Origin of the sequence: Aeromonas sp. 600886, from assembly GCF_049174935.1 — a bacterium.
In the GTDB taxonomy this organism is placed as follows: Bacteria; Pseudomonadota; Gammaproteobacteria; order Enterobacterales; family Aeromonadaceae; genus Aeromonas; species Aeromonas veronii_A.
Map to the genome: position 1 here is coordinate 50938 of NZ_JAAKUB010000017.1, position 25191 is coordinate 76128.

General features: G+C 58.0%; 20 protein-coding genes, 1 tRNA gene and 1 riboswitch. Of the genes, 12 read left to right on the plus strand and 9 right to left on the minus strand.

Annotation, left to right across the window (positions count from 1 at the left end):
* The 3 genes from G5179_RS13885 to mgtE all read left to right on the plus strand — a co-directional run bounded on the left by G5179_RS13885 (nt 1) and on the right by mgtE (nt 5027).
* Nucleotides 1–2004 (plus strand): FlgK family flagellar hook-associated protein, encoded by a 2004-nt coding sequence (locus G5179_RS13885; protein ID WP_421258561.1) that lies wholly within the window; start codon nt 1–3, stop codon nt 2002–2004.
* A gap of 4 nt (nt 2005–2008) precedes the next feature.
* Nucleotides 2009–3217, plus strand: a complete 1209-nt coding sequence (gene flgL / locus G5179_RS13890; RefSeq protein ID WP_421258562.1) for a flagellar hook-associated protein FlgL — start codon at nt 2009–2011, stop codon at nt 3215–3217.
* A 176-nt stretch (nt 3218–3393) separates the two neighbouring features.
* Nucleotides 3394–3563: riboswitch (M-box (ykoK) riboswitch) on the plus strand.
* 120 nt (nt 3564–3683) lie between these two features.
* On the plus strand, nt 3684–5027 hold the full coding sequence (gene mgtE / locus G5179_RS13895; RefSeq protein ID WP_421204981.1) for a magnesium transporter: 1344 nt from the start codon (nt 3684–3686) through the stop codon (nt 5025–5027).
* A gap of 60 nt (nt 5028–5087) precedes the next feature.
* Here the strand turns inward: mgtE and ppx are convergent, their stop codons facing one another.
* From ppx to G5179_RS13910, 3 genes are all read right to left on the minus strand, one after another.
* Entirely contained in the window at nt 5088–6578 is a 1491-nt protein-coding gene (gene ppx / locus G5179_RS13900) for an exopolyphosphatase (RefSeq protein ID WP_421258563.1), read from the minus strand.
* The gene (gene ppk1, locus G5179_RS13905) at nt 6568–8637 is read right to left on the minus strand and encodes a polyphosphate kinase 1 (RefSeq protein WP_005350671.1); all 2070 of its coding nucleotides are present in this window, start codon (nt 8635–8637) and stop codon (nt 6568–6570) included. The genes ppx and ppk1 overlap by 11 nt, the downstream gene beginning before the upstream one ends.
* 74 nt (nt 8638–8711) lie before the next feature.
* The gene (locus tag G5179_RS13910) at nt 8712–9227 is read right to left on the minus strand and encodes a glycine cleavage system protein R (RefSeq protein WP_421173083.1); all 516 of its coding nucleotides are present in this window, start codon (nt 9225–9227) and stop codon (nt 8712–8714) included.
* A gap of 196 nt (nt 9228–9423) precedes the next feature.
* Between G5179_RS13910 and G5179_RS13915 the strand changes: the two genes are divergently transcribed.
* From G5179_RS13915 to G5179_RS13935, 5 genes are all read left to right on the plus strand, one after another.
* Nucleotides 9424–10302, plus strand: a complete 879-nt coding sequence (locus tag G5179_RS13915; RefSeq protein WP_270904533.1) for a DUF2726 domain-containing protein — start codon at nt 9424–9426, stop codon at nt 10300–10302.
* Nucleotides 10303–10570: 268 nt separating this feature from the next.
* A complete protein-coding gene (locus G5179_RS13920; protein ID WP_216954401.1) occupies nt 10571–11992 on the plus strand; it encodes a sigma-54 dependent transcriptional regulator in 1422 nt (473 codons plus the stop codon).
* Between the two features lie 106 nt (nt 11993–12098).
* The gene (locus tag G5179_RS13925) at nt 12099–13133 is read left to right on the plus strand and encodes a sensor histidine kinase (RefSeq protein WP_216954098.1); all 1035 of its coding nucleotides are present in this window, start codon (nt 12099–12101) and stop codon (nt 13131–13133) included.
* Between the two features lie 76 nt (nt 13134–13209).
* On the plus strand, nt 13210–14553 hold the full coding sequence (locus tag G5179_RS13930) for a sigma-54-dependent transcriptional regulator (protein ID WP_108614389.1): 1344 nt from the start codon (nt 13210–13212) through the stop codon (nt 14551–14553).
* A gap of 141 nt (nt 14554–14694) precedes the next feature.
* Entirely contained in the window at nt 14695–15456 is a 762-nt protein-coding gene (locus G5179_RS13935) for a Nif3-like dinuclear metal center hexameric protein (protein ID WP_421258564.1), read from the plus strand.
* Nucleotides 15457–15678: 222 nt separating this feature from the next.
* Here G5179_RS13935 and purN read toward each other — a convergent pair whose 3' ends face one another.
* Both purN and purM read right to left on the minus strand, forming a co-directional pair.
* Nucleotides 15679–16317, minus strand: a complete 639-nt coding sequence (gene purN / locus G5179_RS13940) for a phosphoribosylglycinamide formyltransferase (RefSeq protein WP_421258565.1) — start codon at nt 16315–16317, stop codon at nt 15679–15681.
* The gene (gene purM, locus G5179_RS13945) at nt 16314–17351 is read right to left on the minus strand and encodes a phosphoribosylformylglycinamidine cyclo-ligase (RefSeq protein ID WP_021231046.1); all 1038 of its coding nucleotides are present in this window, start codon (nt 17349–17351) and stop codon (nt 16314–16316) included. Before purM ends, purN begins: the two co-directional genes overlap by 4 nt.
* Before the next feature lie 176 nt (nt 17352–17527).
* Between purM and upp the strand changes: the two genes are divergently transcribed.
* The 3 genes from upp (at nt 17528) to hda (ending at nt 20128) form a co-directional block, all read left to right on the plus strand.
* Nucleotides 17528–18154, plus strand: a complete 627-nt coding sequence (gene upp, locus G5179_RS13950) for a uracil phosphoribosyltransferase (protein WP_005334115.1) — start codon at nt 17528–17530, stop codon at nt 18152–18154.
* A gap of 150 nt (nt 18155–18304) precedes the next feature.
* Entirely contained in the window at nt 18305–19324 is a 1020-nt protein-coding gene (locus G5179_RS13955; protein ID WP_421258566.1) for a DUF2066 domain-containing protein, read from the plus strand.
* 102 nt (nt 19325–19426) lie between these two features.
* Nucleotides 19427–20128: a DnaA inactivator Hda gene (gene hda, locus G5179_RS13960; protein WP_033114378.1), complete on the plus strand. Its 702-nt coding sequence runs from the start codon at nt 19427–19429 to the stop codon at nt 20126–20128.
* A gap of 118 nt (nt 20129–20246) precedes the next feature.
* Here the strand turns inward: hda and aceA are convergent, their stop codons facing one another.
* From aceA to G5179_RS13980, 4 genes are all read right to left on the minus strand, one after another.
* On the minus strand, nt 20247–21560 hold the full coding sequence (aceA, locus tag G5179_RS13965) for an isocitrate lyase (protein ID WP_005344572.1): 1314 nt from the start codon (nt 21558–21560) through the stop codon (nt 20247–20249).
* 73 nt (nt 21561–21633) lie between these two features.
* A complete protein-coding gene (aceB, locus tag G5179_RS13970) occupies nt 21634–23241 on the minus strand; it encodes a malate synthase A (RefSeq protein WP_421258567.1) in 1608 nt (535 codons plus the stop codon).
* Nucleotides 23242–23929: 688 nt separating this feature from the next.
* The gene (locus G5179_RS13975; RefSeq protein WP_421258568.1) at nt 23930–24070 is read right to left on the minus strand and encodes a hypothetical protein; all 141 of its coding nucleotides are present in this window, start codon (nt 24068–24070) and stop codon (nt 23930–23932) included.
* A gap of 223 nt (nt 24071–24293) precedes the next feature.
* Nucleotides 24294–24370, minus strand: a tRNA-Pro gene (locus tag G5179_RS13980).
* Between the two features lie 255 nt (nt 24371–24625).
* On the opposite strand from G5179_RS13980, the gene tadA reads away from it, so the two are divergent.
* Entirely contained in the window at nt 24626–25177 is a 552-nt protein-coding gene (tadA, locus tag G5179_RS13985) for a tRNA adenosine(34) deaminase TadA (protein ID WP_421258569.1), read from the plus strand.
* Nucleotides 25178–25191 lie beyond the last annotated feature (14 nt).

Sequence of the window (25191 nt, forward strand, 5' to 3'; positions counted from 1 at the left end):
ATGGCAAGCGATCTGCTTGGAATTGGTACATCGGGCGTGCTGGCACAGCAGCGCCTACTGCAGAGCACCAGTAACAATATCGTAAACGTCAATAGCCAGGGCTATGTGCGTGAGCGTACGCTGGTGTATACCAATGCCATCGGTCTTGGCACAGGTGACATCAGGACCGAGCGGGTAATCAACAGCTATATGCAGGGAGAAGTGCGTCGCGATACCTCTGCCTTTTACGCATCCCTGACTCATTACGAGCAGCTGGCCGGCGTGGATCGCCTGCTGGGAGACACCAGCAATAGCGTAGGGGAGACCATCACCTCTTATTTCAAGTCCTTTCATTCGGCAAATGAATCACCCGCCGAGATCGGTGGCCGCAAGGTAGTGATGACGGAGCTGAGCGGTATGGTGAACCGCTTTCACACACTCTCGGCCCAGCTCGACAAGCAGAGCGATACCCTCAACACCCGTATTGAAGATGAGACCAAGCAGGTCAACAGTCTGCTCACCAGCATCAATGATCTCAACCAGGCGATCATCCGTACTCAGGGGTCTCCCGAAGAGAACCTGATGCTGTTTGATCAGCGTGACGAGGCGATCAGGCAGCTCTCCGAGAAGATGGATATTCGTACCGTAACCCAGGCTAACGGCAGCGTATTGGTCAATATGAGCACTGGTCATTCGCTGATCCTGGATGGGGGCGTTGCCCAGTTCAAGGTGGTGGCGGGCGATCCCGATTCCCGTGATCAGGAGTTGCAGCTGACTCTTGGCGACAATCAGGCTCTCATCGATCACGATACCTTCGGGGGGGCCATGGGAGGGCTGTTCAAGGCGCGTACCGACCTGGAGCCGACCAAGCGTGAACTGGGCCAGCTGGCCGTTGCGATGGCGGATGCCATGAACCAGCAAAACCGTCTCGGGATGGATCTGGACAACGAGTTGGGCAGCGATATTTTCACCCTGCCAACCAGCAAGGGATTGCCTTATGGCGACAACACAGGGTCGGTCGGAGCGAATGTCAGCTTTGTACCCGGCAAAGGAAGCTCTGTAACCCCCTTCGACTATGAAGTGCGCTTTAGCAGTGCGAGCGGATATGAAGTGTTCTCGCTGGACAAATCTGGTAATCGCACCTCTGTGGCGACGGGCACCACGCCGCCAGCAACGTTTGAACTGGCTGGCCACGGGATCTCGATCGATCTCACCGGTACGCCAGCGGCAGGAGACAAGCTGCTGCTGCAACCAACCAAGGGGGCTGCTGCCGGGCTGGCTCAGCAGATCAACCGGCCGGAAGACCTGGCCTTGGCTGCACCTCTCAAAGTACAGAAGACTACCAACAACATCGGCAGTGCAGACATCAAGCTCGATGGCATCTTCAATACCGGAACGGGTTCCGGTTTTGGTACCAACAGCCTGGATCCCGCCGCTCCCCAGATCGTCAAGATCGGCAATAACGGCAATTATGAGGTGTATGCCGGTGATGGCACTACCTTGATCGGTGTCGCGCCGGCAGCCAGCAAAGGGCAGAATTTGATGGCCTCGATAGTAAACCCCTTTCCGGGTGGGCCTGCGGTCTACAGCAACCCGAAACAGAGCCCGGGCTACGAGTTCAGCATTACCGGCACGGTAGAACAAACCGACAGCTTTCAGCTTAGTTACAACACCAATGGTTTTGCTGATAACAGCAATGGTCTGGCAATGGCTGAGTTGCAGAACAAGGATCTGGTACGCAAAAGCACCAATGGTGGTACCACCAACGACAAGATGACCTTTAACCAGGCTTACTCCGGGTTGGTGATGGAAGTGGGTAACAATACCAGTCAGGCAAAAACCCTGCTCAAGGCTAATGAATCCAAGCTGATCCAGAGTACCGGGATCTACGAGAGCGTCTCCGGGGTCAATCTGGAGGAGGAAGCGGCCAATCTGATCCGTTTCCAGCAATCTTACGCGGCATCCGCGCAGGTGGTCAGTACGGCCAAAACCATCTTCGATACACTGCTTTCGTCCGTGAGGTAACGTCATGCGCATCACTACAAACATGATCTACGATCGGAATCTTTACTCCCTCACCAATACCAACGAGCGACTGGACAAGGCCTATCAGCAGCTGCAAACCGGCAACAAGTTTCAGAGCGCCGGTGAGGATCCGGCAGGCATGAGCCAGAAGATGGCGCTGACCAAAGAGATTGAACTGTTTAAACAGTACGGGGTGAATGGCAGTTTGCTGCAGAACAGTCTGGGGCATGAAGAGACGGTATTGGACTCTCTCAATACTGCGATGCTCAGTGCCCAGACCCTGATCCAGAAATCCAATAATGGTGCCATTAGCCTGGATGACCGAAAGGCCATTGCCAGCGAACTGGAAGGGTTGCAGCAGCAAATGTTTGACCTGATGAACAGCAAGAACTCATCGGGTGAATTTATTTTCGGGGGCAATCAGAGCAAGACCCAGCCCTATGTGAAAGATGCCAACGGTAAATACATTTATCAGGGAGATCCTGGCCAGCGAAATATTCAGGTATCGCCCACAGTGCAAATTGCTGCCAATGACTCCGGACAGGATCTGTTTGAAATCGTAGCAACCAGAAGAACCGCCAGTGCCACCAGTGCGAATATCAAGGTAGGGGTCGGGGATCAGGGGGATTTTGATAATTTCTATAAATCCAGTTACGACCCGGCACTGCCCAGCAACACCTACACAGTCTCCACCACAATTGGCCCGCCCGATACCTATGATATCAAGGATGCGGGTGGCAATACCCTGCAGACAGGTAATTACACTCCCGGTACCAAAATACCGTTCAATGGTCTCGAACTGACACTGGATCAGCCTGCAGGTGGTGCAGCACAGCAGTTTGCTCTCAATCCTCCCAAGAATGACAACGTGTTGAACGGGATGTCAGACTTCATTACGGCTCTGCGTGATCCCAATATTTCAGCCGAGAGTTTTGAGCAAAAAGTGGCCGATGCCACCGTTCATATGAAAAATGCCCGTTTGAACATTGATCATGGGCTGGGTGAACTGGGTGGCCGGATGAACAGTCTGGAGCAGGTGATGGGTTCCAACGAGGGGTTGAGCACCCTCAATGCCGAGGCGAGAGCCAAGGTGTCGGAAGTCGATCTCTATGAGGTAATTTCAGCCCTGTCAAAAGAGGATGCGGCATTGAGTGCCTCGCAGCTCTCGTTCAGCAAAATAAGTCGTCTGACGCTATTTGACTATATTCGCTAAGAAAAGGCCCCTATGGGGCCTTTTTGCTATGCATCCCCGGCAGAGTTCCCCTGATATGTTCCGACAATTGTAACAAGCTGTTGCCATACCCTGTTTCCTGGTTGAGGCGGGGTTGACCTCCCTGCGGGATTGGATAATCATGCCGCCCGCACAACAGAGGGTTGTGCATATTATTTGCAGCATCTCGTTAGGCGAGGCTCCTGTATAAACACAGGCCACTGATCTCACGACGTCCAGAGACGCCCAAGATCAGGACAGTTTTCATCGGATTAAGGTGTAAACCCAAGTGGCTTCCGGCATGCCGGATACGTTATGCAGTGCTAAAGCTGGTACGTGGGGATGATGACACGCCGAACGGCGTCATTTCCTGCCTATTACTCGTCAATCAAATTGCTGTTTTCTTTCAGACAGCGAACGGTCTCCGCTCGCGCTCAGGCTTGCCTGAAATCACATGAGGTTCTTTGTGATGAAGAAAACACACACCATTCTCAACCGTCATCAACTGCTCGATCTCGCCAGCCTGCAAGGCTGGCTGGAACACAATCTGGATCCGGTTCAGCGCGCCGATCAGCTGCTGACCCTGCGTCCGGAAGAGCTCAACTGCATCTTTGACACCTTGCCTGCGTCAGAAGGGGCAGAACTGATCGCTTCTCTCTCCGCAGAGAGTGCCGGTCGCCTTTTGCTGCGGCTGCATGGCAGCATCGTCAGCGTGTTGCAGGAGGCTATTCCCCGTCGCGAAATGGTGGCTATCCTGCGCAAACTGAGTCGTCAGGATCGCACCATGTTGCTGGCTCGCTTCCCGACCCAGGCGCAGGCCATCTACTACTCACTGCTGGATTGGCCGCCTGAGTCCGTCGGGGCCAATATGCGCCACGAGTATCTGGCAGTGAGCGAACAGGATTCCGTCGGCAAGGCCAAGCAGCTGATCCACGATGCCTGGGACAATGCCCAGCTGTTCCGCCACATCTATGTGGTCAACGTGGATGGCCGTCTACAGGGGAGTATCTCGCTCAAGAGCTTGCTGATTGCTGACCCCGAGGCCAGTGTCGCTAACCTGATGGACCGGGAGACGGTGCGGATCAACGCTCGGGCTGATCAGGAGCTGGCGGCGCGCCTGCTGATCGACCGCGACCTGTCGGTATTGCCGGTCGAGGATCAGGGGAGACTGGTCGGTATTTTCCACGTCGATGATGCCGCCGACATTCTGGAGCTTGAATCCACCGAGGATGCCGAGATGCAGGGTGGCTCATCACCGCTCGATACCCCTTACTTGCAGGCGACGCCCTGGCAACTGTGGCGCAAACGGGTGGGCTGGCTGCTTATCCTGTTCGTGGCGGAAGCTTACACCGGCACAGTGTTGCGGGCATTCGAGGAGCAGCTGGAAGCCGCCATCGCGCTGGCCTTCTTCATTCCACTCCTGATCGGTACTGGCGGTAACAGCGGCACCCAGATCACCACCACCATAGTACGAGCCATGGCGGTCGGGGAGGTGAGTCTGCGCAATCTCGGCACAGTGCTGAAAAAGGAGCTCTCCACCGGTCTGCTCATCTCGGGGGCCATTGCCATGGCGGCCTGGGTGCGGGCATGGAGTCTTGGCGTCGGTCCCCAGATTGGCATGGTGGTGACCTTTACCATCATCGCCATCGTGCTCTGGAGTGCCACGGTCGCGTCCATTATTCCCATGGTGCTGCGTCGTTTCCGCATCGATCCGGCGGTGGTCTCTGCACCCTTCATCGCGACGCTGGTGGATGGTACCGGCCTTATCATCTACTTCGAGATGGCCAAGTGGTTGTTGCCCGAGTTGCAGTAACAGGGAGATTGAGATGCAAAAGGCAGCCAGTGGGCTGCCTTTTGCATTTATCTTTCCGGTTTAGCCGAGCTGGAACAGCAGTGGCCAGCCCTGCTCCTGACAGTAGCGGTGTTCCTTCTCCAGATTCTGCATCAGGAGACGGTTCTCCTCGCACCAGTCGATCGGCAGGGTCACGACCAGCTGATCCCCTTGCACTGCGACTTTCCACTCAGGCAGCAGGTTGTCCTGACGCTTGTGGTGAGCGGCGACTGCGAGGCGCAGGATGCGGATGCAGCGCAGCACCGTTTGCATGTCGTGGTTGGGCAGGGGAGGCAGCTCGGAGAGCTTGAGCCCCTTGCGCTGGAAGCGTACCAGCGCTGCCAGCAGGGCCTGATCGTCCTGGTTGAAGCCAGGCAGGTCTGTGTGTTGCAGGATATAGGCGGAGTGGCGATGAATGCCGCTGTAGTTGATGGCTAGGCCGATTTCGTGCAGCCGCGCTGCCCAGCCGAGGATGGCGCGATAGGGCTCAATCTCCATCTGCCAGGGCTCTTGCAGGGCATCAAACAGGGTCAGCACGCTCTGCTCAACCCGGGCTGCTTGTTTGCGGTCCATCCGGTAGTGGGTGCCGAGCGCCTGCGCGGTACGCTCGCGAATATCGTGGTGCTGCAAGCGTTCCTCGAATTCATAAAGCAACCCTTCACGCAGGGCACCATCGGAGTAGTCGAGCCGCTCTATGGGCAGCGAGGTAAACAGCCCGAGCAGGATGGCGACCGCAGCGGCAAACACCTCCTGACGCTCCTCGGTAAGCCCGACCAGTTTGAGGTTATCCACTCGCTTGCGCTCAATCATCAGCGCCTTGAGCCGCTCCAGCCCCTCCAGCGTGATGCTGCCGTCAGTCAGCCCTTCGCCTTGCAGTACATCCCGTACCGTACGAATGGAGCCTGAGCTGCCAAGGCAGCTCTGCCAGCCCAGCTTGCGGTACTGGTTGACGATGGGGGCGAGTTGGTGCTGCGTCTCCAGCACGGCATTGGTGAAGTGCTTGTCGCTCAGCTTGCCGCTGGCAAAGAAGCTCTGGGTAAAGCTGACGCAGCCCATCTTGCGACTGGTAAGGGCCTTGTGTTCAAACCCTTCACCGATGATGAGTTCGGTGCTGCCGCCGCCGATATCGATCACCAGTACCTGGCCCTCGATATGCTGGGTATGGGCAACCCCCTGATAGATGAGGCGTGCTTCTTCCTGCCCGCTGATGATCTCGATGGGGTGGTTGAGCACCTTGGCTGCTTCACTCACAAATTCGCGGGCGTTGCTGGCACGGCGCAGGGTATAGGTACCTGCGATGCGGATCTGGTCCGGCTTGATGTTGGTGAGGCGCTCGGCAAACAGTGACAGGCAGGCGAGGCCGCGTTCCATCGCCTCCGGGCTCATCCGCTTCTGCTCATCCATCCCTTCCGCCAGACGCACCCGCTCCTTGATGCGATCGACGATGCGAAAACGCCCTTCGCTCAGATGGGCGATCACCATATGAAAACTGTTGGAGCCGAGATCCACGGCGGCATAGAGACTATTGTCCATTGTTTGACTCGATACGTTTGAGATAGTCGTAAATCGCCACCTGAGAGCGGATCTTGCGGCGGTTGCCCCGCTTCACATATTCGTTCTGCTGGTCGGCATCAATGACCCGCGCCTTGCAGGTATCACTCAGTTGTAGTTCGAGAATGTCCATGATGCGCTGCTTGAGGCGCTCATCATAAATGGGGGTGCCCACCTCGATCCGGCCGTCGATATTGCGGCTCATCCAGTCGGCGCTGGAGATATAGAGCTGGGGGTTGCCCTTGTTGTGGAACACCATCACCCGCGGGTGCTCGAGGAAGCGGTCGATGATGCTGATCACCTTGATGTTGTCACTGAGGCCCGGTACGCCCGGACGCAGGGCGCACATGCCACGGATGATCATCTGGATCGGTACTCCCGCCTGCCCGGCGGCATAGAGGCGGTTGATGAGATCCTTGTCCACCAGATTGTTGATCTTGAGGATGATACCGCTCGGCTGGCCCGCCTTGGCGTTGGAGAGCTCGTTGTCGATGAGACGATAAAGCTGACGGCGGCTGTTGATGGGGGAGACCAGCAGGTGGTTGAATTTGTATCGCTTATAGGGGTACTCGATGTATTCAAACACCCCTTCCACTTCGGCGGTGATATCCGGATTGCGGGTCAGCAGCGAGAAGTCGGTGTAGATCTTGGCGGTCTTCTCGTTGAAGTTTCCGGTGCCGATATGGGCATAGCGCACCGCCTCGCCATTTTCGTGACGGGTGATGAGGCAGAGCTTGGAGTGGATCTTGAGGCTCGGTACCCCGAACACCACCTTGACTCCGGCATCGGTAAGGATGTTGGCCCAGTCGATGTTGGCCGCCTCGTCGAAACGGGCGCGCAGCTCGACCACCACGGTCACCTTCTTGCCGTTGTTGGCGGCATCGATAAGGGAGTGGATGATCCGCGACTTCTTGGCCACCCGATAAATGTTGATGCGAATGGCGCTGACCGCCGGATCGAACGCCGCCTGGCGCACTAGCTCGGTGAAGTGGTGGAACTTGTGATACGGGTAGTAGAGCAGAATATCCTGCTTGGTGATGGCATCGAAGGCGTTGACGAAGCCGTCAAAATCGCGGCAATCGAGGGCCGGCAGTTTGGGGTTTTCCAGGTAGTCACGACCCACGTTGGGGAAGCCGATGAAATCCTTGAAGTTGTGATAGCGCCCACCCGGCATGATGGCGTCGTAGGAGCTGATCTGCAGCTTGAGTTTCAGGAAGCTTATCATGGCGGCGGGCATCTCCCGCTCGTAGACGAAGCGCACCGGCATGGCGGTGAGGCGCTGCTTCAAGCCGTCACTCATCTTGTCCACCAGGCTCAAGTCCAGCTGGTCGGAGAGATCATATTCGGCATCCCGGGTCAGCTTCACCGCATAAGCGGCAATCTCGTCGTAGTCGAAGAAGCCTTTGAAGATCTCGTCGAGGCAGAAGCGGATGACGTTATCCAGAATGATGATCTGCTTCTTGCGGCGGGTCCCTTCCGGCGGCAGCTGGAAGAAGCGGGGCAGGTCGTCGGTCGGCACTTCCACCAGAGCGTACTGGATCACCTGACCGTTCTTCTTCATCTCGATGGCCAGATAGGTGTACTCATCCTTGAGGAATTTGACCGGATTAACCTCTTTGTTGAGCAGGATCGGGATGATGTGGCGTAGCACCTTCTCCTTGAAGAAGACCCGCAGCCACTTCTGAATGGCATCGGAGAGCTGGTTCTCGTTGACCAGAAAGATGTTGTGGCGGGCCAGGGCGATCAGCAGCTCCTTATAGGTGTTGTCGAACGCTTCACCGAGCGCCATCACCTTCTGCTGGATGGCGCGCAGCAGCACTTTCGCTTCATCGTCGCCACCATGTACTTCATTGATGAGGATGCGGCGCTTGACATCCGATACCCGTACCTTGAAGAACTCATCCTGGTTGGAGGAGAAGATCCCCAGAAAACGAACCCGCTCGATGAGGGGCACCGTCTTGTCCATTGCCTCTTGCAACACCCGTTCATTGAATGAGAGCCAGCTCAGCTCTTTCTCTTCATACTGCTTGTCGGTGCTCATCTTGTGCCTCTGTTTCAGGTCGCGTCTGCGCGGCAGTTATGGCGTTAATATATGACAAATAAATGACAGTATTGTTACTGCTCGCTGAACGCTTCGTCGATGTCGACCACCAGATCGTCGGAGAGGGATTCCAGCGCGGTGATCAGCTTATCCATCGCGAGCCCGTCGGGCAGGGCAACCAGCGCATGGGCATAAAAGAGCGGGGCGCCGGAGTGGGGAGCCGGTTCACAGCCGGTGGTGAGATCGGCCACGTTGATCTCGAGCTGGCGCAGGATGCTGGCTACTTCATGGACGATGCCGGGGCGGTCGTTGCCGGTTACTGTCATCATGACTTGATGGGCTGGCTCGGCGGTAGGTGTTCCTTCGGCAAAGCTGATGGTCAGACCCGGTAGCAGGGCCAGTGCTTCGCACAGGCTGCGATAGTGCTCATCGGGGACAGAGACATGGAGGATACCGGCAAACTGTCCCGCCAGTTCGCTCATGGCGCTGCCCAGCCAGTTGCCCTGCTCGCTGCTGATGACTGCAGCCAGACTCTCGACGATCCCGGGTTTGTCTGCACCGATCACGGTGACCACCAATTGCTTTTGCATCCTGCTCTCCTTGAAATGGGATTTCTTGCTCTATCCCTATTGTGCCTGCTGGGGCTGGTCATATGAACCCCCGCCTGCTGACAAATAGATAAAAAGACGGGACTTTTCACTTTCTATACACGGGTCTGCTGCCTTGCTCCGTGGCGGCTGTGGTAAAGTAATTCCCCTTTCGTGTCGTGAACTGGATCGTGCTCTCATGAATACCCTTGTCCTATCGGGATTGTTGTTGCTGGCTCTGCTTGTGCTGGCGATCTTCTGGAGCAGAGGCAGACAGCAAAAGCGCCTGCCCTATGATGTGCAGGAGACCCTGTTCAGTCCCGCCGAGCGATCCTTCCTCGGGGTGCTGGATCTGGCGGTGGGTGACAAGGCCCGGGTCTTTGCCAAGGTGCGGGTGGCCGATGTGCTGACGCCGCAGGCCGGGATCGGCAAAAGCAAATGGCAGCAGTACTTCAACAAGATCAGCGCCAAGCATTTCGACTATCTGCTTTGCCACCCTTCTGATCTCTCCTTTATCTGTGCCATCGAACTCGATGACAGCTCCCACCGCCATCAGAAGCGCAAGGCGCGGGATCTCTTTCTGAAAACCGCCTGTGACAGTGCCGGTCTGCCGTTGCTGCAGATCCCGGCAAGTGCCAGCTATCTGGTGGAAGAGCTGCGCGAACAGATCTTGCCGCTGCTGCTCAAAACCAGCGAACCCTTGATTGACGATCTGCCGCACGGGGCGCGCCGCGAGCCGACGTTCAACCCTCTGCTGCTGGACGGCGTGGATGTCGGTGCCGGGATGCGTGGCCGCACTGCCCATGCCGAGGCTGTCTCGCCCTCGTCGCTCCACGAACCTGCCATCCGGGCCAAGGGGATGGTGGAGACACCACAGAGTGAGGGTGAGCTGGTCGATGGACTGTTCGCCGATGTAGAGGAGGACGAGGAGCTCGAGGTGCAGCATTGCCCCCGTTGCGATGCGCCGCTGGTGGAGCGGGAGGCGAAAAAAGGCCCCCACGCCGGTCGACTCTTCCTGGCCTGTAGTCGTTTTCCCGCGTGTCGTTATGCGGCGCCGCATCACCACCACAGCCACTGAGTTCATCTGACCGTATTGCATGCTGCCCTCTGACGAGGGCAGTTTTCTTTCCGCCATTGGCGGCGTTTGCTAGCGGCGCCAATGCAGAAAATTCCTCGGCAAAATTTATCTAATCTCCCGTTTCTATCGATACACTTAGCCTGAATACGACAATTTTTGACAATGTGTCGGTTTTTTGGCACTTTGTGTGCCTGCAAAAAGACAGTCAGTAGCTGTTTTATTACTAAATAAAACAATAAGTTAGTTCAGGATATCGCGAGGGATGGATATGGTGGAGATGGGCGTGTTGATTGTTGATGCCGATGCGCAGCGGCGCCAGCAGTTGGGAACCGTGCTCACGTTTATGGGGATCCTGTGGCAGGATGTCGCAGAAGGGGACCTGGATGTCGCCATCGAATCTTCTGGCCCACTGCAAGGGGTGCTGGTGGGTGAACTGGCAGGTCGCACCTTGCCCGAGTTACTTGCCGCTTTCCCTCGTACCCCCTTTATCTCGCTGGTTGAGGCGGAACTGCCCAACAGCAACTTTATCGGTGTTGCCCAGGCCCCCTTTACCTATGAGTCGCTGACTCGTCACCTGCACTTCTGTCAGGCTTTTGTCTCTCTCCATCCCCGTCAACAGACCCACGACAAGGGGCAGACGTTGCTGCGTTTGCTGGTGGGCAAAGGGAAGGGGATCCAAGAGGTTCGCCGCCTCATCAGCCAGGTGGCCGAGACCGATGCCAACGTGCTGATCCTTGGTGAATCGGGAACCGGCAAAGAAGTGGTGGCCCGTGCCATTCACGAACTCTCGGCCCGCAGTAGTGGCCCCTTTGTGCCTATCAACTGTGGTGCCATTCCTGCCGAGTTGCTTGAGAGCGAACTGTTCGGTCACGAGAAGGGAGCCTTTACCGGCGCCATCGCAGCTCGTCGCGGTCGTTTCGAGCTGGCGCAGGGGGGCACTCTGTTCCTCGACGAGATTGGCGACATGCCGATGCCGATGCAGGTCAAACTGCTGCGGGTATTGCAGGAGCGGCTGTTCGACAGGGTCGGTGGCGGCAAGCCCATTCAGGCCGATGTGCGCATCATTGCGGCGACCCATCGGGATCTGGAGGCATTGATCCGCAGTCAGGGTTTTCGTGAAGATCTCTACTACCGCCTCAACGTCTTCCCCATTGAGACCCCGCCACTGCGGGATCGCATCGATGACATTCCGCTGCTGCTGCAGGAGTTGCTCAACCGTCACGCGGAGCAGCACCACAGTGTGATCCGTCTGACCCAGCGGGCGCTGGAGTCGCTGATGCAGTACCCCTGGCCGGGCAATGTGCGCGAGCTTTCCAACCTGCTGGAGCGGCTGCTTATCCTCTACCCGCAACAGATCGTCGATGTGGCGGATCTGCCGAGTCGTTATCGTCTGTTGCCGAGCGAGCCGCGGGATGAGCGGCTGACCGAGATGGATGAGCGGGATGCGCTGGCGGCGGTGTTCCAGGAGCCGCCGGAGCTGGATCACCCCCTCGCCTCTGCCCGCACCATGCAACTGCCGGAGGAGGGGGTCAATCTCAAGGAGATGCTGGCCGACCTTGAAGTGGAGCTGATCCGCCAGGCGCTGGAGTCGCAGGACGGGGTGGTGGCCCGCGCCGCCGATCTGCTCGGCATGCGCCGTACCACCCTGGTAGAGAAGATGAAAAAGTACGGGATGAGCAAGGACGTTTAAGGGTCAAAGCCTTGACGTTAACATGCAATCTATTGTTTTAATTAACATATTTTAGTGGCATGGAAATTGAATGACCTGACCCAATAGCCAGTTTGAGGTCAGGTTTATGACGATCCAGCAGCAGGACATGCCACTCCAGTCCCACGAAGTGAGCCAGCTCTATGCCATCTTCAAGGCGCTCCCCACCGGGGTGTTGCTGCTTGACGGGGCTGGGGTGGTCACCCGCGCGAATCCGGCAGCCATCTCCCTGCTGGGGGAGCCGTTGGAAGGAGAGCTCTGGCGCCGCATCATTGCCCGCTGTTTTGAACCACGTGAGGATGATGGCCACGAGATCTCCCTGCGCGATGGACGACGGGTCCAGCTTTCTACCCAGCCGCTGCCGGATCAGAGCGGCCAGCTGGTCTTTATCAATGACCTCACTGAAACCCGCAAGCTTCAGGATCGCATCAACCACATGAAGCGGCTGTCGGCGCTGGGCAATATGGCGGCTTCGCTCGCCCACCAGATCCGCACTCCGCTCTCCGCCGCCATGCTCTATGCCGCCAACCTGGCCAACCGTACCCTCAAGCCGGAGTCCCGCAGCCAGTTTCAGCAAAAGCTGATGGCCCGCCTCCAGGATCTGGAGAAGCAGATCAACGACATCCTGCTGTTTGCCCGCAATGGCGACAATCAGGTGGTCACCCCCATCTCGGTACAGGGCTTGCTGGCTGAAGTGCAGGCTGGTGCCGAGGCTTTCTGTCAGCAACAGGGCTGCGAACTGCACATAGAGGCGCCGGAGCCCGATCTCTGCCTGCTGGCCAACAGCAGCGCACTGGCGGGCGCCATCAACAACCTGATCGCCAATGCCCAGCAGGCGGGGGCCACGTCACTCTTGGTCAGCGCGGTGCGCAGTGGTGTCCGGGTGGAGATGCGTGTCATCGACAATGGCAAGGGGATCCCTTCTCACCTGCTTGGTCAGGTATTCGAACCCTTCTTTACCACCCGCTCCCAAGGCACTGGCCTCGGGCTGGCGGTGGTGCAATCCGTCGTGCGTGCCCATCAGGGGGAGGTCGGTGTGGCCTCGGTTCCCGGTGAAGGCACCTGTTTTACTCTGTCGTTCCCCCTGCATCAGCAGCAGGTGCAACTTGGAGGTGCAGCATGAGCCTTGTTAAGGAGCTGTGCCTGCCGAGAGGGAGCCATATCAATGCGGCCAGGTTGGCTGTCGTGGGAGGTGTAGCATGACTCAGGCCCGGATCCTGGTTGTAGAAGATGACAATGGCCTGCGCGAAGCGCTGGTGGATACCCTTTTGCTCGGCGGTTATGAGTGCCGTGAAGCGGACAGCGGCGAGAGGGCTCTGCTGGCCCTCTCCCGTCAGCCGTTTGACATGGTGATCTCCGATATCCAGATGGGGGGAATGGACGGCCTCACCCTGTTGGCTACCATCCGCCAGCAATATCCGCAGATACCTGTGCTGCTGATGACAGCCTACGCCAACATCGATGGCGCAGTGCGCGCCATGCGCGAAGGGGCCATCGACTATCTGGCCAAGCCATTTTCGCCGGAGGTGCTGCTCAATCAGGTCAGCCGCTATGTGCCCGCCCAAAAGGTGGAGAAGCGCGCCGTGGTTTACGGGGATCCCAAAACTGCCGAGCTGTTCCAGCTGGCGACCCGAGTGGCCAGAAGCGAAGCGACCGTGATGGTGACCGGCCCGAGCGGGACGGGTAAAGAGGTGCTGGCCCGTTACATTCACGATAACTCCAGCCGCGCCGAGCAGCCTTTCGTCGCCATCAACTGCGCCGCCATTCCGGAAAACATGCTGGAGGCGACCCTGTTTGGCTACGAGAAGGGGGCTTTCACCGGTGCGGTACAGGGGTGCCCGGGCAAGTTCGAGCAGGCGCAGGGGGGCACCCTGCTGCTTGACGAGATCACCGAGATGGATCAGGGGCTGCAAGCCAAATTGCTGCGGGTGTTGCAGGAGAAAGAGGTGGAGCGGCTCGGCAGTCGCAAGATGATCCCGCTGGATGTGCGGGTCATCGCTACCAGCAACCGGGATTTGAAAAAAGCGGTGCAGGATGGTCTGTTCCGCGAAGATCTCTACTATCGCCTCAACGTCTTTCCGCTGCGCTGGTCTGCCCTCTGTGAGCGGCCCGGCGACATTCTGCCGCTGGCGGAGCACCTGCTGGCACTTCATGCCAGTCAGCAGGGGCTGCCGACACCACAGTTGACAGATGCCTCGCGGGAGCGGTTGCTGGCCCACCCCTGGCCCGGCAATGTGCGGGAGCTGGATAACGTGGTACAGCGCGCCCTCATCCTCAGCCCCGACGGGATCATTGATTGTGACCACCTCATTCTGGAGGAGCTGGACGAGCAGGAGATGGAGTTTGTCAGCGTGGAGCGCAGCTATGGCGGCGATCGCCTCGGCAGCGAGCTCAAGCAGCAGGAGCACCAGATCATCCTCGACACCCTGCAAGATTGTAACGGCAGCCGCAAGGCGGTGGCCGACCGACTCGGCATCAGCCCGCGCACTCTGCGCTACAAGCTGGCCCAGATGCGGGAGGCGGGGATCGACCTGCCAGCCTGAGGCATGTAGGGAAGCCGTACTGTGTGGGGGCTGTCATGGTCTTGACGGCCCGGCTCGATTATCATGGGGCCCTTGGCGCTTTGAGCCTGGGCCCTGTTTTTATTGGTAAAGCAGGGGACCGAGCCTTAATAAGGGACCCCTATGATCTCTCATCGAAAACTCGAAACCGTACTGAACCATCTGCTCGAACCGCACTCTATCAAGGATTACTGCCCCAACGGCTTACAAGTGGAGGGGCGCGAGCGCATTCGCAAGGTGGTGACTGGCGTGACCGCCAGTCAGGCCCTCATCGATGCAGCCGTGGCTGCCGATGCCGATGCCATTCTGGTTCACCACGGCTACTTCTGGAGCGGTGAACCGGCCCAGATCACCGGCATGAAGCAGCGTCGGCTCAAGACCCTGCTGACCCACGATATCAACCTGTTTGCCTACCATTTGCCGCTGGATGTCCATCCCGAGGTGGGTAACAACGCCCAGCTAGCCAAGCTGCTCGACATCAAGGTACGCCGCGGCCTGGAGCCGTGGAACAGCAAGAGCGTCGCCATGGTGGGCAAGCTGGAAGAGCCGATGAGCGGCAGCGATTTTGCCAAACTGATTGCCGAGCGCCTTGGCCGCGAACCACTCTATTGTGGCGACAGCGGCCCCGAGCTTATCCGTTCCGTGGCCTGGTGCACCGGTGGCGGTCAGAGCTACATCAATCTGGCGGCGGAGCAGGGCATCGATGCCTTTATCTCCGGTGAAGCCTCCGAGCAGACCATTCACACCGCTCGCGAGATGGGGATGCACTTCTACGCCGCTGGCCATCACGCTACCGAGCGTTACGGCGTCAAGGCGCTGGGGGAGTGGCTGGCGACCGTGCACGGGCTGGATGTGACCTTTATCGATATCGACAATCCGGTCTAAACCTGTCCACGATCTGGCTACGAAACCGTGATCAAGGCTCATGTGCTGCTCGGAATCCTCACGTATGTCTATACGCTCCGGTTCCTATGCTGCTCTTCACCTTGTTGACGGTTTCTCACTGCAGGTCGTGAACAGGTTTAAGCCTGTGCCTGTGGTGGGAAAATTCAGGAAATAAAAAGGAGGCCATCGGCCTCCTTTTTCACATTTCGACAAGACGTCTGCTTACTCGCAGGCGTAACCAGCGGGGCCCAGCAGGGCGCCATCCAGTTGCACAGCGCCGTCCACTATCTGCAGCCTGCCTTCGCAGAACCAGCGCACCACCAGCGGGTAGATGCTGTGCTCCTGCGCCTGTACCCGTGCCGCTACCTCGTCCGCCGTGTCCCCTTCAAAGATGGGCACGCGGGCCTGCAGGATCACCGGGCCACCGTCCAGCTCTTCGGTGACGAAGTGGACGCTGGCGCCATGCTCACTATCACCGGCATCGATAGCGCGCTGGTGGGTGTGCAGGCCCTGATACTTGGGCAGCAGGGAGGGGTGGATATTGATCATCCTCCCAGCGAAATGGCGCACCAGATCGCCGCTCAATATCCGCATAAACCCCGCCAGCACCACCAAGTCCGGCTGATAATCTGCCATCAGCGCCAGCAGGGCGGCGTCATACTCTTCCCGGCTGGCAAACTGCTGCTGGGCCAGAATGGAGGTCGCCACGCCTGCCTCTTTAGCGCGAACCAGACCATAGGCATCGGCCTTGTTGCTGATGACACCGACCACTTCACCGGCAATCTTGCCGCTGGCGCAGTGGTCGAGGATCGCCTGCAGGTTGCTGCCGCTGCCGGAGATTAGGACGAGGATCCGCATCATTTTATGACGACCTGCTCCTCACCGTCTGCTGCCTTGGCGATATGACCGATGTGCCATGCGTTCTCGCCTTCCGCTTTGAGCAGGGTCAGCGCCTTCTCCAGCTGGTTGGCGGGCAGGGCGATGATCATGCCGACACCGCAGTTGAAGGTGCGATACATCTCGTGACGGGTGACGTTGCCAGCCTGCTGCAGCCAGCTGAACACCGCCGGCCACTGCCAGCTCTGCTCGTCGATCACAGCTTGAGTATTGGCAGGCAATACGCGGGGGATATTCTCCCAGAAGCCGCCACCTGTGATGTGGGACAGGGCGTGGATCTCGCACTCCTTGATGAGCTTGAGCACAGGTTTCACATAGATGCGGGTCGGCTCCAGCAGGGCGTTGGCCAGGGTGGTGTCACCCAGCGGCTGATGCACGTCGGCTTTGGAGACTTCCAGAATTTTACGGATCAGGGAGAAGCCGTTGGAGTGAGGGCCGCTGGCGGCCAGCGCGATCAGGGCATCCCCTTCACCGACCTTACTGCCGTCGATGATTTCGCTCTTCTCCACCACACCGACGCAGAAACCGGCGATGTCGTAGTCTTCCCCTTCATACATACCCGGCATCTCGGCGGTCTCGCCGCCCACCAGGGCACAGCCTGACTGCTCGCAACCGGCACCGATCCCGGTGACCACCGCGGCCGCGGTGTCCACGTCCAGCTTGCCGGTTGCATAGTAGTCGAGGAAGAACAGCGGCTCGGCGCCCTGTACGATCAGGTCATTGACGCACATGGCCACCAGATCGATGCCAACGGTGTCGTGCTTCTTCAGGTCGATGGCCAGCCGTAGCTTGGTGCCCACACCATCGGTACCGGAGACCAGTACCGGCTCCTTGTAGCCCGCAGGGATTTGACACAAGGCCCCAAAGCCGCCAAGACCACCAAGGACTTCAGGACGACGAGTGCGCTTTGACACGCCCTTGATACGTTCAACCAGTGCATTGCCGGCATCGATATCTACGCCAGCATCCTTGTAGCTCAGTGAGGTTTTGTCAGTCACGAGTATTCCCCGTCATGTAAAGAAGTGGAGGGTAAAATTCGGGGCGTATTCTAACAGTGGCGGTGAAAAACCAGAAAGGAAATCGTTTGCGCGTTTTTGCGCGGAAATGCTCTACAAGCGGCGGCTTTTGTTGTATGATTCCGCGATTTTTTTGCGGCAGGTTAGAGGAGATAATAATGAAAGTCGTTGAAGTCAAACACCCCCTGGTCAAACACAAGATCGGTCTGATGCGTGAAGGCGATATCAGCACCAAGCGTTTCCGTGAACTGGCCAAAGAAGTGGGCAGTTTGTTGACCTATGAAGCGACCTCTGACTTCGAAACCGAGAAGGTTATCATCGATGGCTGGAATGGGCCAGTAGAAGTTGACCAGATCAAAGGCAAGAAGGTAACCGTCGTACCCATCCTGCGTGCCGGCCTTGGCATGATGGATGGCGTGCTGGAGCACATGCCGAGTGCCCGCGTCAGCGTGGTCGGTATCTACCGCGATGAAGAGACCCTGCAACCGGTTCCCTATTTCGAGAAGATCGTCAGCAACATCGAAGAGCGTCTGGCGCTGGTCATCGATCCGATGCTGGCCACCGGTGGTTCCATGATCGCTACCATCGATCTGCTGAAGAAGAAAGGCTGCCAATCCATCAAGGTGCTGGTACTGGTTGCCGCGCCGGAAGGGATCAAGGCGCTGGAAGCCGCTCACCCCGACGTAGAGCTCTACTGCGCTTCTGTCGACCAGGGGCTGAACGAGAAAGGCTACATCGTGCCGGGTCTGGGCGATGCAGGCGACAAGATCTTCGGTACCAAATAAGTTTATGCCTTGACCTGCTTCCCATATGGAAGGGGTGATCGGAGCCGGCGCATCGCCGGCTCTGCTGTTTGTGGCCGCTTGTGCCAGCCTTGCCGCAGGACGTGCCTTGCCGCTACCATAAGCACACTCTCCCATTTCGAGACTCTGTTCATGTTCAAACGTGTTGTGACCGCCCTCTGCTGCGGCTTGTCATTCATGGCCTCGGCCGCTCAGGTGACCGACCTCTATCAGGGCAAGGCCCCGACCAGTGGTGACATGGTGGCCGCTCAGGGGCAGGCACTGGGTCAGGTGCTGATCAAGGTGACCGGCAAGCGCGACATCCTCACCCAGCCGGTGGTGGTCAAGGCGCTGGCGGCCCCGGGCGACTATGTCAAAAGCTATGGTTATCAGGATCAGGACTCCGTCAAGTATCTGAAAGCCGAGTTCAAGAGTGACAAGGTTAACAGCCTGGTCTCCGAGAGCCAGTTTGCCCTGCTTGGCCCGGCGCGTCCCCAAATGGCCATCTGGCTGGTGGTGGATCAGGGTGAGCGTCGCTTGCTGGCGGATCAATCCAGCGATGGTTGGGCGCAAGCCTTGCGCGAGCAGGCCCAGACGCTGGGGCTACCCATCAGCATTCCGCTGATGGATCTCGATGACAACATGGCTGTCAGTGCCACCGACGTCTGGGGACGCTTTGCCGACCCGATTTTGCAGGCAAGCCAGCGCTATGGCGCCGAGATGGTGGTGTTGGGCAAGCTGACTCCTGAAGGTGACAAGTGGAGCATCGATTGGGGACTCTACGGCCCCAAAGCGGCCGGTGAAGTGGCCGAGCTGACCCGTGGCAATAACACCGGCACTCAGGCCGAAGTGGCGCAAGGGTTTGCCGATACCTTGGCGGCCTGGCTAGTGAAAAACTACGGTGCCCGCATTTCTGGTCCGGCAACCAGCCAGACCCTGGTGGTAGATGGCCTCTCCGAAGTGGACAGCATGATCGCCGTGCAGAAGATGCTGCAGGGGATGGCCAACGTCAGCAAGGTCGAGATCGGCAAGCTGGAGGGCAATCAGGTCACCTTCAATTTCACCCTGCAGGGGGATCAGAGCGAGTTGGTGCGCGCCCTGCAGCTGGAGAGCCGCTTGCACAAGGTTGACGATAATGGCAGCAATCTGCGTTACCAATGGTCGCAGCCCTGATTTCACAAGGCTTTTGTCTACCGCCCGGCTTGTCCGGGCGGTTCTCTATCTGCCATTGCGATGGTACACTTAGCCACAAATATCACAGTCAAAGCCCAACGAGTGAAGCAACCGGCCCAACTGTCCCTAGCCGTACAACTACCGGATGATGAAACCTTCGTCAGTTTTTATCCCGGCACCAATGCTCATCTGATCACCGCCCTCAAGAATGCGGCCATCGGTCAGGGGTCGCCTTTCCTCTATTTCTGGGGAGCCAAGGGCTCCGGGCGCTCCCACCTGCTCCATGCCACCTGTGCCGAGGTCAATGCCCGCGATGCAGCGGCGGCCTATCTCTCCCTCGATCAGTTTGAACAGCTCGACCCCAGCATGCTTGATGCCCTCGAAAGTCTGCCGCTGGTCTGCCTCGACAGCATTGAGGCCATCGCCGGCAATGCTGTTTGGGAGCGGGCGCTGTTTGATTTTTACAATCGCTGGCAGGAGAAAGGGGAAGGGACGCTGATCGTCACCGGTTGCAGCGCGCCGCGCAAGCTGGGGCTGCAGCTGCCGGATCTCGCCTCGCGACTTGACTGGGGGGTGAGTTTCCATCTCGAAGAGCTGGATGATGAAGGCAAGCTCAGTGCCCTGCAGCTGCGAGCCGAGCTGCGGGGCTTCAAACTGCCCATCGATGTGGGCCGCTTCCTGCTCAACCGTCTCTCGCGCGATATGCGCACTCTGCTTACCACTCTCAATCAGCTCGACAACGCCTCATTTCGCGCCAAGCGCAAGCTGACCATTCCCTTTGTCAAAGAGATCCTCGAGCTCTGATCCTCTCGGCGGTGTGCGGTTGTGCACCTGACTTTCGTTTGAGTGGCAGATAAAAAGAAACCCCAGCTTCAGGCTGGGGTTTTGCTATCTCAAGGACTATCTCAAGGGACTAGGCCTATCAGTGGAACTGATCTTCTTCGGTCGAACCGGTCAGCGCAGTGACCGAGGATTGGCCGCCTTGGATCACGGTAGTCACCTTGTCGAAGTAACCGGTACCGACCTCCTGCTGGTGGGCCACGAAGGTGTAGCCACGGCTGGCGGCGGCAAATTCCGGCTCCTGCACCATCTCGACGTAGTGCTTCATCCCTTCGCCACGGGCGTACTGGTAAGCCAGTTCGTACATGTGGAACCACATGTTGTGGATACCCGCGAGGGTGATGAACTGGTACTTGTAGCCCATGTCGGACAGCTCCTGCTGGAAGCGGGCGATGGTGGCATCGTCCAGATTTTTCTTCCAGTTGAAGCTCGGTGAGCAGTTGTAGGCCAGGATGCGATCCGGGAACTTGGCCTTGATCGCTTCGGCAAATTTACGCGCTTCGTCCAGATCCGGCTTGGCTGTTTCACACCACACCATGTCGGCGTAGGGGGCGTAAGCCAGACCGCGAGCGATGGCCTGATCGATACCGGCACGAACCTTGTAGAACCCTTCGGCTGTGCGCTCGCCAGTCAGGAAGTCTGCATCGTACGGGTCGGCGTCGGTGGTCAGCAGGTCAGCAGCGTTGGCGTCGGTACGGGCTATCACCAGGGTGGTGGTGCCGCACACATCGGCTGCCAGACGGGCGGCAACCAGCTTCTGCACCGCTTCCTGAGTCGGTACCAGTACCTTGCCACCCATGTGGCCGCACTTCTTGACTGATGCCAGCTGATCTTCGAAATGCACGCCAGCGGCACCTGCTTCAATCATCCCTTTCATCAGTTCGAAGGCGTTCAGCACGCCGCCGAAGCCAGCTTCCGCATCGGCCACGATGGGCAGGAAGTAGTCGATAAAGCCCTCATCCTGCGGTCCGACCTTGTTGGCCCACTGGATCTGGTCGGCACGGGCGAAGGAGTTGTTAATGCGCTCCACCACGGACGGTACGGAGTTGGCCGGGTAGAGGGACTGATCCGGATACATGGTGGAGGACAAGTTGTTGTCCGCCGCCACCTGCCAGCCGGAGAGGTAGATCGCCTCGATCCCCGCCTTGGCCTGCTGCACCGCCTGACCACCGGTCAGGGCACCGAGGCAGTTGACGTAGCCTTTCTTGGCGTCGCCGTGGATCAGACCCCACAGCTTGTCGGCACCGCGCTGGGCCAGGGTGTGCACCGGCTGCAAGCTGCCGCGCAGGTTTACCACATCTTCGGCGCTGTAGCCGCGCTTGATCCCTTTCCAGCGGGGGTTTTCCGCCCAGTCTTTCTCGATAGCCTGGATCTGTTGCTCACGGGTCAGTGCCATATCAGTTCCCTCTTTCATTGATTTCACGTTTCCATTGACTTGTTATTGGCGAGCCCCGCCCGGGGCCCGGAGTTCAGAGCCGCTCGTAACCGGGCAGCGTCAGAAAATCGATCAGGGTATCGGCGCAGGTGATCTCTTCCATCAGCTCGCTGGCCTCGGCAAAGCGACCCGATTGCCAGCGGGCGGCACCCACCTCGGCTTTGACCACCTCCTGCTCCTCGGCCAGCATCTGGCGGAACAGCTCCTTGGTCACCACCTTGCCGTTGGCGAGGCTCTTGCCGTGGCGGATCCACTGCCAGATGGAGGTACGGGAGATCTCGGCGGTGGCGGCATCTTCCATCAGACCGTAGATGGGCACGCAGCCGTTGCCGTTGATCCAGGCCTCCAGATATTGCAGGGCAACCCGGATATTGGTGCGCATGCCGGCCTCGGTGCGCTCGCCCTCACAGGGGGCCAGCAGGTCGGTGGCGGTGATGGGGGCATCCTGCTCGCGCAGCACGCCGATCTGGTTCTTGGCGCCAGCCGCAATGGTGGCATTGAACACCGCCATGGCGGTATCAGCTAGGCCAGGGTGGGCGACCCAGGTACCATCGTGGCCGTTGTTGGCTTCGCGCTCCTTGTCGGCCTTGACCTTGGCGAAGACCTGCTCGTTGGCGGCAGCGTCCTTGGCCGGAATAAAGGCGGCCATACCCCCCATCGCCAGCGCACCCCGCTTGTGACAGGTCTTGATCAGCAGCCGCGAGTAGGCGGAGAGGAACGGCTTGTCCATGGTCACCACCTGACGATCAGGCAGTACCCGATCCGGATGGTTCTTCAAGGTTTTGATATAGCTGAAGATGTAGTCCCAGCGGCCGCAGTTCAGCGCAACGATGTGATCCTTCATCTGATAGAGCAGCTCATCCATCTCGAATACGGCTGGCAGGGTTTCAATCAGCACGGTGGCCTTGATGGTGCCACGGGGCAGACCGAACTTGTCCTCGGTCCAGGCGAACACTTCGCTCCACCAGCGCCCTTCCAGATGGCTCTGCAACTTGGGCACGTAGAAGTAGGGGCCCGAGCCTTTGGCCAGCAGCGCCTGATAGTTGTGCAGGAAGTAGAGAGCAAAATCGAACAGGCCACCGGGGATCGGCTCGCCATCGAAGGTGACATGTTTTTCCGGCAGGTGCAGACCGCGTACCCGGCAGATGAGCACCGCCGGATTGTGGGTCAGGGTGTAGGCCTTTCCTTCCGGACTGGTGTAAGAGATGGTGCCGTTGACCGCATCTCGCAGGTTGATTTGGCCCTCGATCACCTTATTCCAGGCGGGAGCCAGTGAATCCTCGAAATCCGCCATGAACACCTTGACGTTGGCGTTGAGGGCGTTGATCACCATCTTGCGCTCGACCGGGCCGGTGATCTCCACACGGCGGTCTTGCAGGTCGGTGGGAATACCGCGAATGGTCCAGTCACCTTCACGGATGTGGGCGGTTTCCGGCAGGAAGTCCGGCAGCTCGCCGCCATCGATACGGGCCTGGCGTGCCACACGTTGTTTCAGCAATTCCCCTCTTTGGGGAGCAAAACGTTCCACCAGTTCGGAGACCAGAGCCACCGCGTCCGGCGTCAGAATTTGCGCGTATTCGGGTAGCATCTCGCCCTGGATGCGAAGGCGGGCGCTGCAGTGGGTCTGAGCCGGTGCCGACATAAGGTTCACTCCTTTGAGAATTACATTTTGAACTTACTAACTACGACTAAAGTCGAATCCCTGTTCCTGAAACGTTCCCGCAACAACGGGGTAACACGATTGATAAGGTGCGAAATATTGTTGAATACGTCAACAGTTTTTTTTAAACGACTGTTTTTTCGATATGGTTAAGTTGATGTTTTTTATTGTTTTATTGGATTGGTATAAAAGCTCTACGCAGATGGTTATGCTCCTGCTTTTTCCCATCGGACAACGGCTAATTTGGGCCGTTACCCTGCCCCTCATTTTGTAACTTATTACGTAATAAAATTACAAATGCAAAAACAAATCCCGACCTAACTCCAGGCTGTGCCAAAACAGCCGTATAAAGCGCGTTTGAATGTGGTAATGAATGTTTTGCTAATGCTAGACCTGATTGGTGAACGTGCGTTTTAAACTTGGTGTGGTGATGCAGGCTCTGTTGGCACCAGCGGTTGCAGCGATAGAAAGTGAAGCGCAATAACGTAGGTTTGTATCAGTTGTCGGGGGGAATGCCGGAGAGGGAAGGGGGAGACACATTAGTCAATAATACTGCCATCCTTGATAGAATTAGCAGTTTGTCGTTTTTTGCAGATTTCTCGCCAAGGGCCTGAAACTGAGTGCGTTGAACAGGCGATGTGCTGGTGATTGAGCGGCCATCTGGCCGGGCTCAATAGTCATCATCCGGTTCGGCCAGATCGATCACATCCAGCTGGATGACCTGTTCGTCTTCGCTTTCGGTGTGGCAAGGGGTGTCATGAGGAACGAAATAAAGTGTAATGGCGGGTGCGAAATCGGTGTTCTGGTTCATGCCTGGTCCTGTGTTGCACGCAAGCCGGACAGTGATCCCTTCACTCGTGTTTCCACCTCCCTGTGTTGTCTACCGGCGGAAAGTTGCGCATCTTAATGAGTTCGGCAAAAAGATTCAAGTGGTTCTGGGTGTTTTTTGTTCTTGGTGGGCTGGCATCGTCAGAAGGATAAATCGGAAGCAAAAAAATAGCCCAGTCGTTTGACTGGGCTATTCTCGGGGAAAATGGTCGGTGTGAGAGGATTCGAACCTCCGACCCTCTACACCCCATGCAGATGCGCTACCTGGCTGCGCTACACACCGACGGAGTCAGACTCGGCTGACGGGGAGGAAGTCTAATAGCATGGCCAAACGGGTGCAACTCCTTTTTTATCATAGAGATGCCGATTGCTTCTTTATTGCTCAGTCGGGATGCGGCTTGGGTCTGACGTGCAGATTTGGCATAATCGCTGCCCTGTCACCGCTAGCTATCATGCCTGCTATCTATGGAATCATCTGACAGGTATGGATAGCTGGAATGTAAAAAGCACAATTGAACAATATAAAGAGGGGATGGGCGTGAAACCATCAGAGGTCCCAGAAACACTGGGTCAGGCTCCGAGTCAGACCGCGCAGGATGAACAGTGGATGCGCCATGCTATGGCATTGGCCGCCCGGGCCGAAGGGATTGGCGAGATCCCGGTCGGTGCCGTTCTGGTGCTGGATGGTCAGGTGGTGGGCGAGGGGTGGAACCGCTCCATCAGCGAACACGATGCCTGTGCCCATGCCGAGGTGATGGCAATTCGGGCAGCGGGCCAGCAGCTTGCGAACTACCGCCTGCTCGACACCACACTTTATGTGACGCTGGAACCCTGCTGCATGTGTGCCGGTGCGCTGATCCATAGCCGGGTCAAGCGGGTGGTTTACGGCGCACGTGATCTCAAGACCGGTGCTGCGGGGTCGGTGTTCGAGATCTTGCAGGACCCGCGCCACAACCACAGTGTCGAGCTGGCCGGCGGTGTGCTGGCCGATGCCTGCTCGGCCCAGTTGTCGGCCTTCTTCAAGCGTCGCCGCGCCGAGAAAAAGGCGGTCAAACTGGCGCTGCAACAATCAAACGACGCCCTTTCCTGAATGATTTGGGGGCA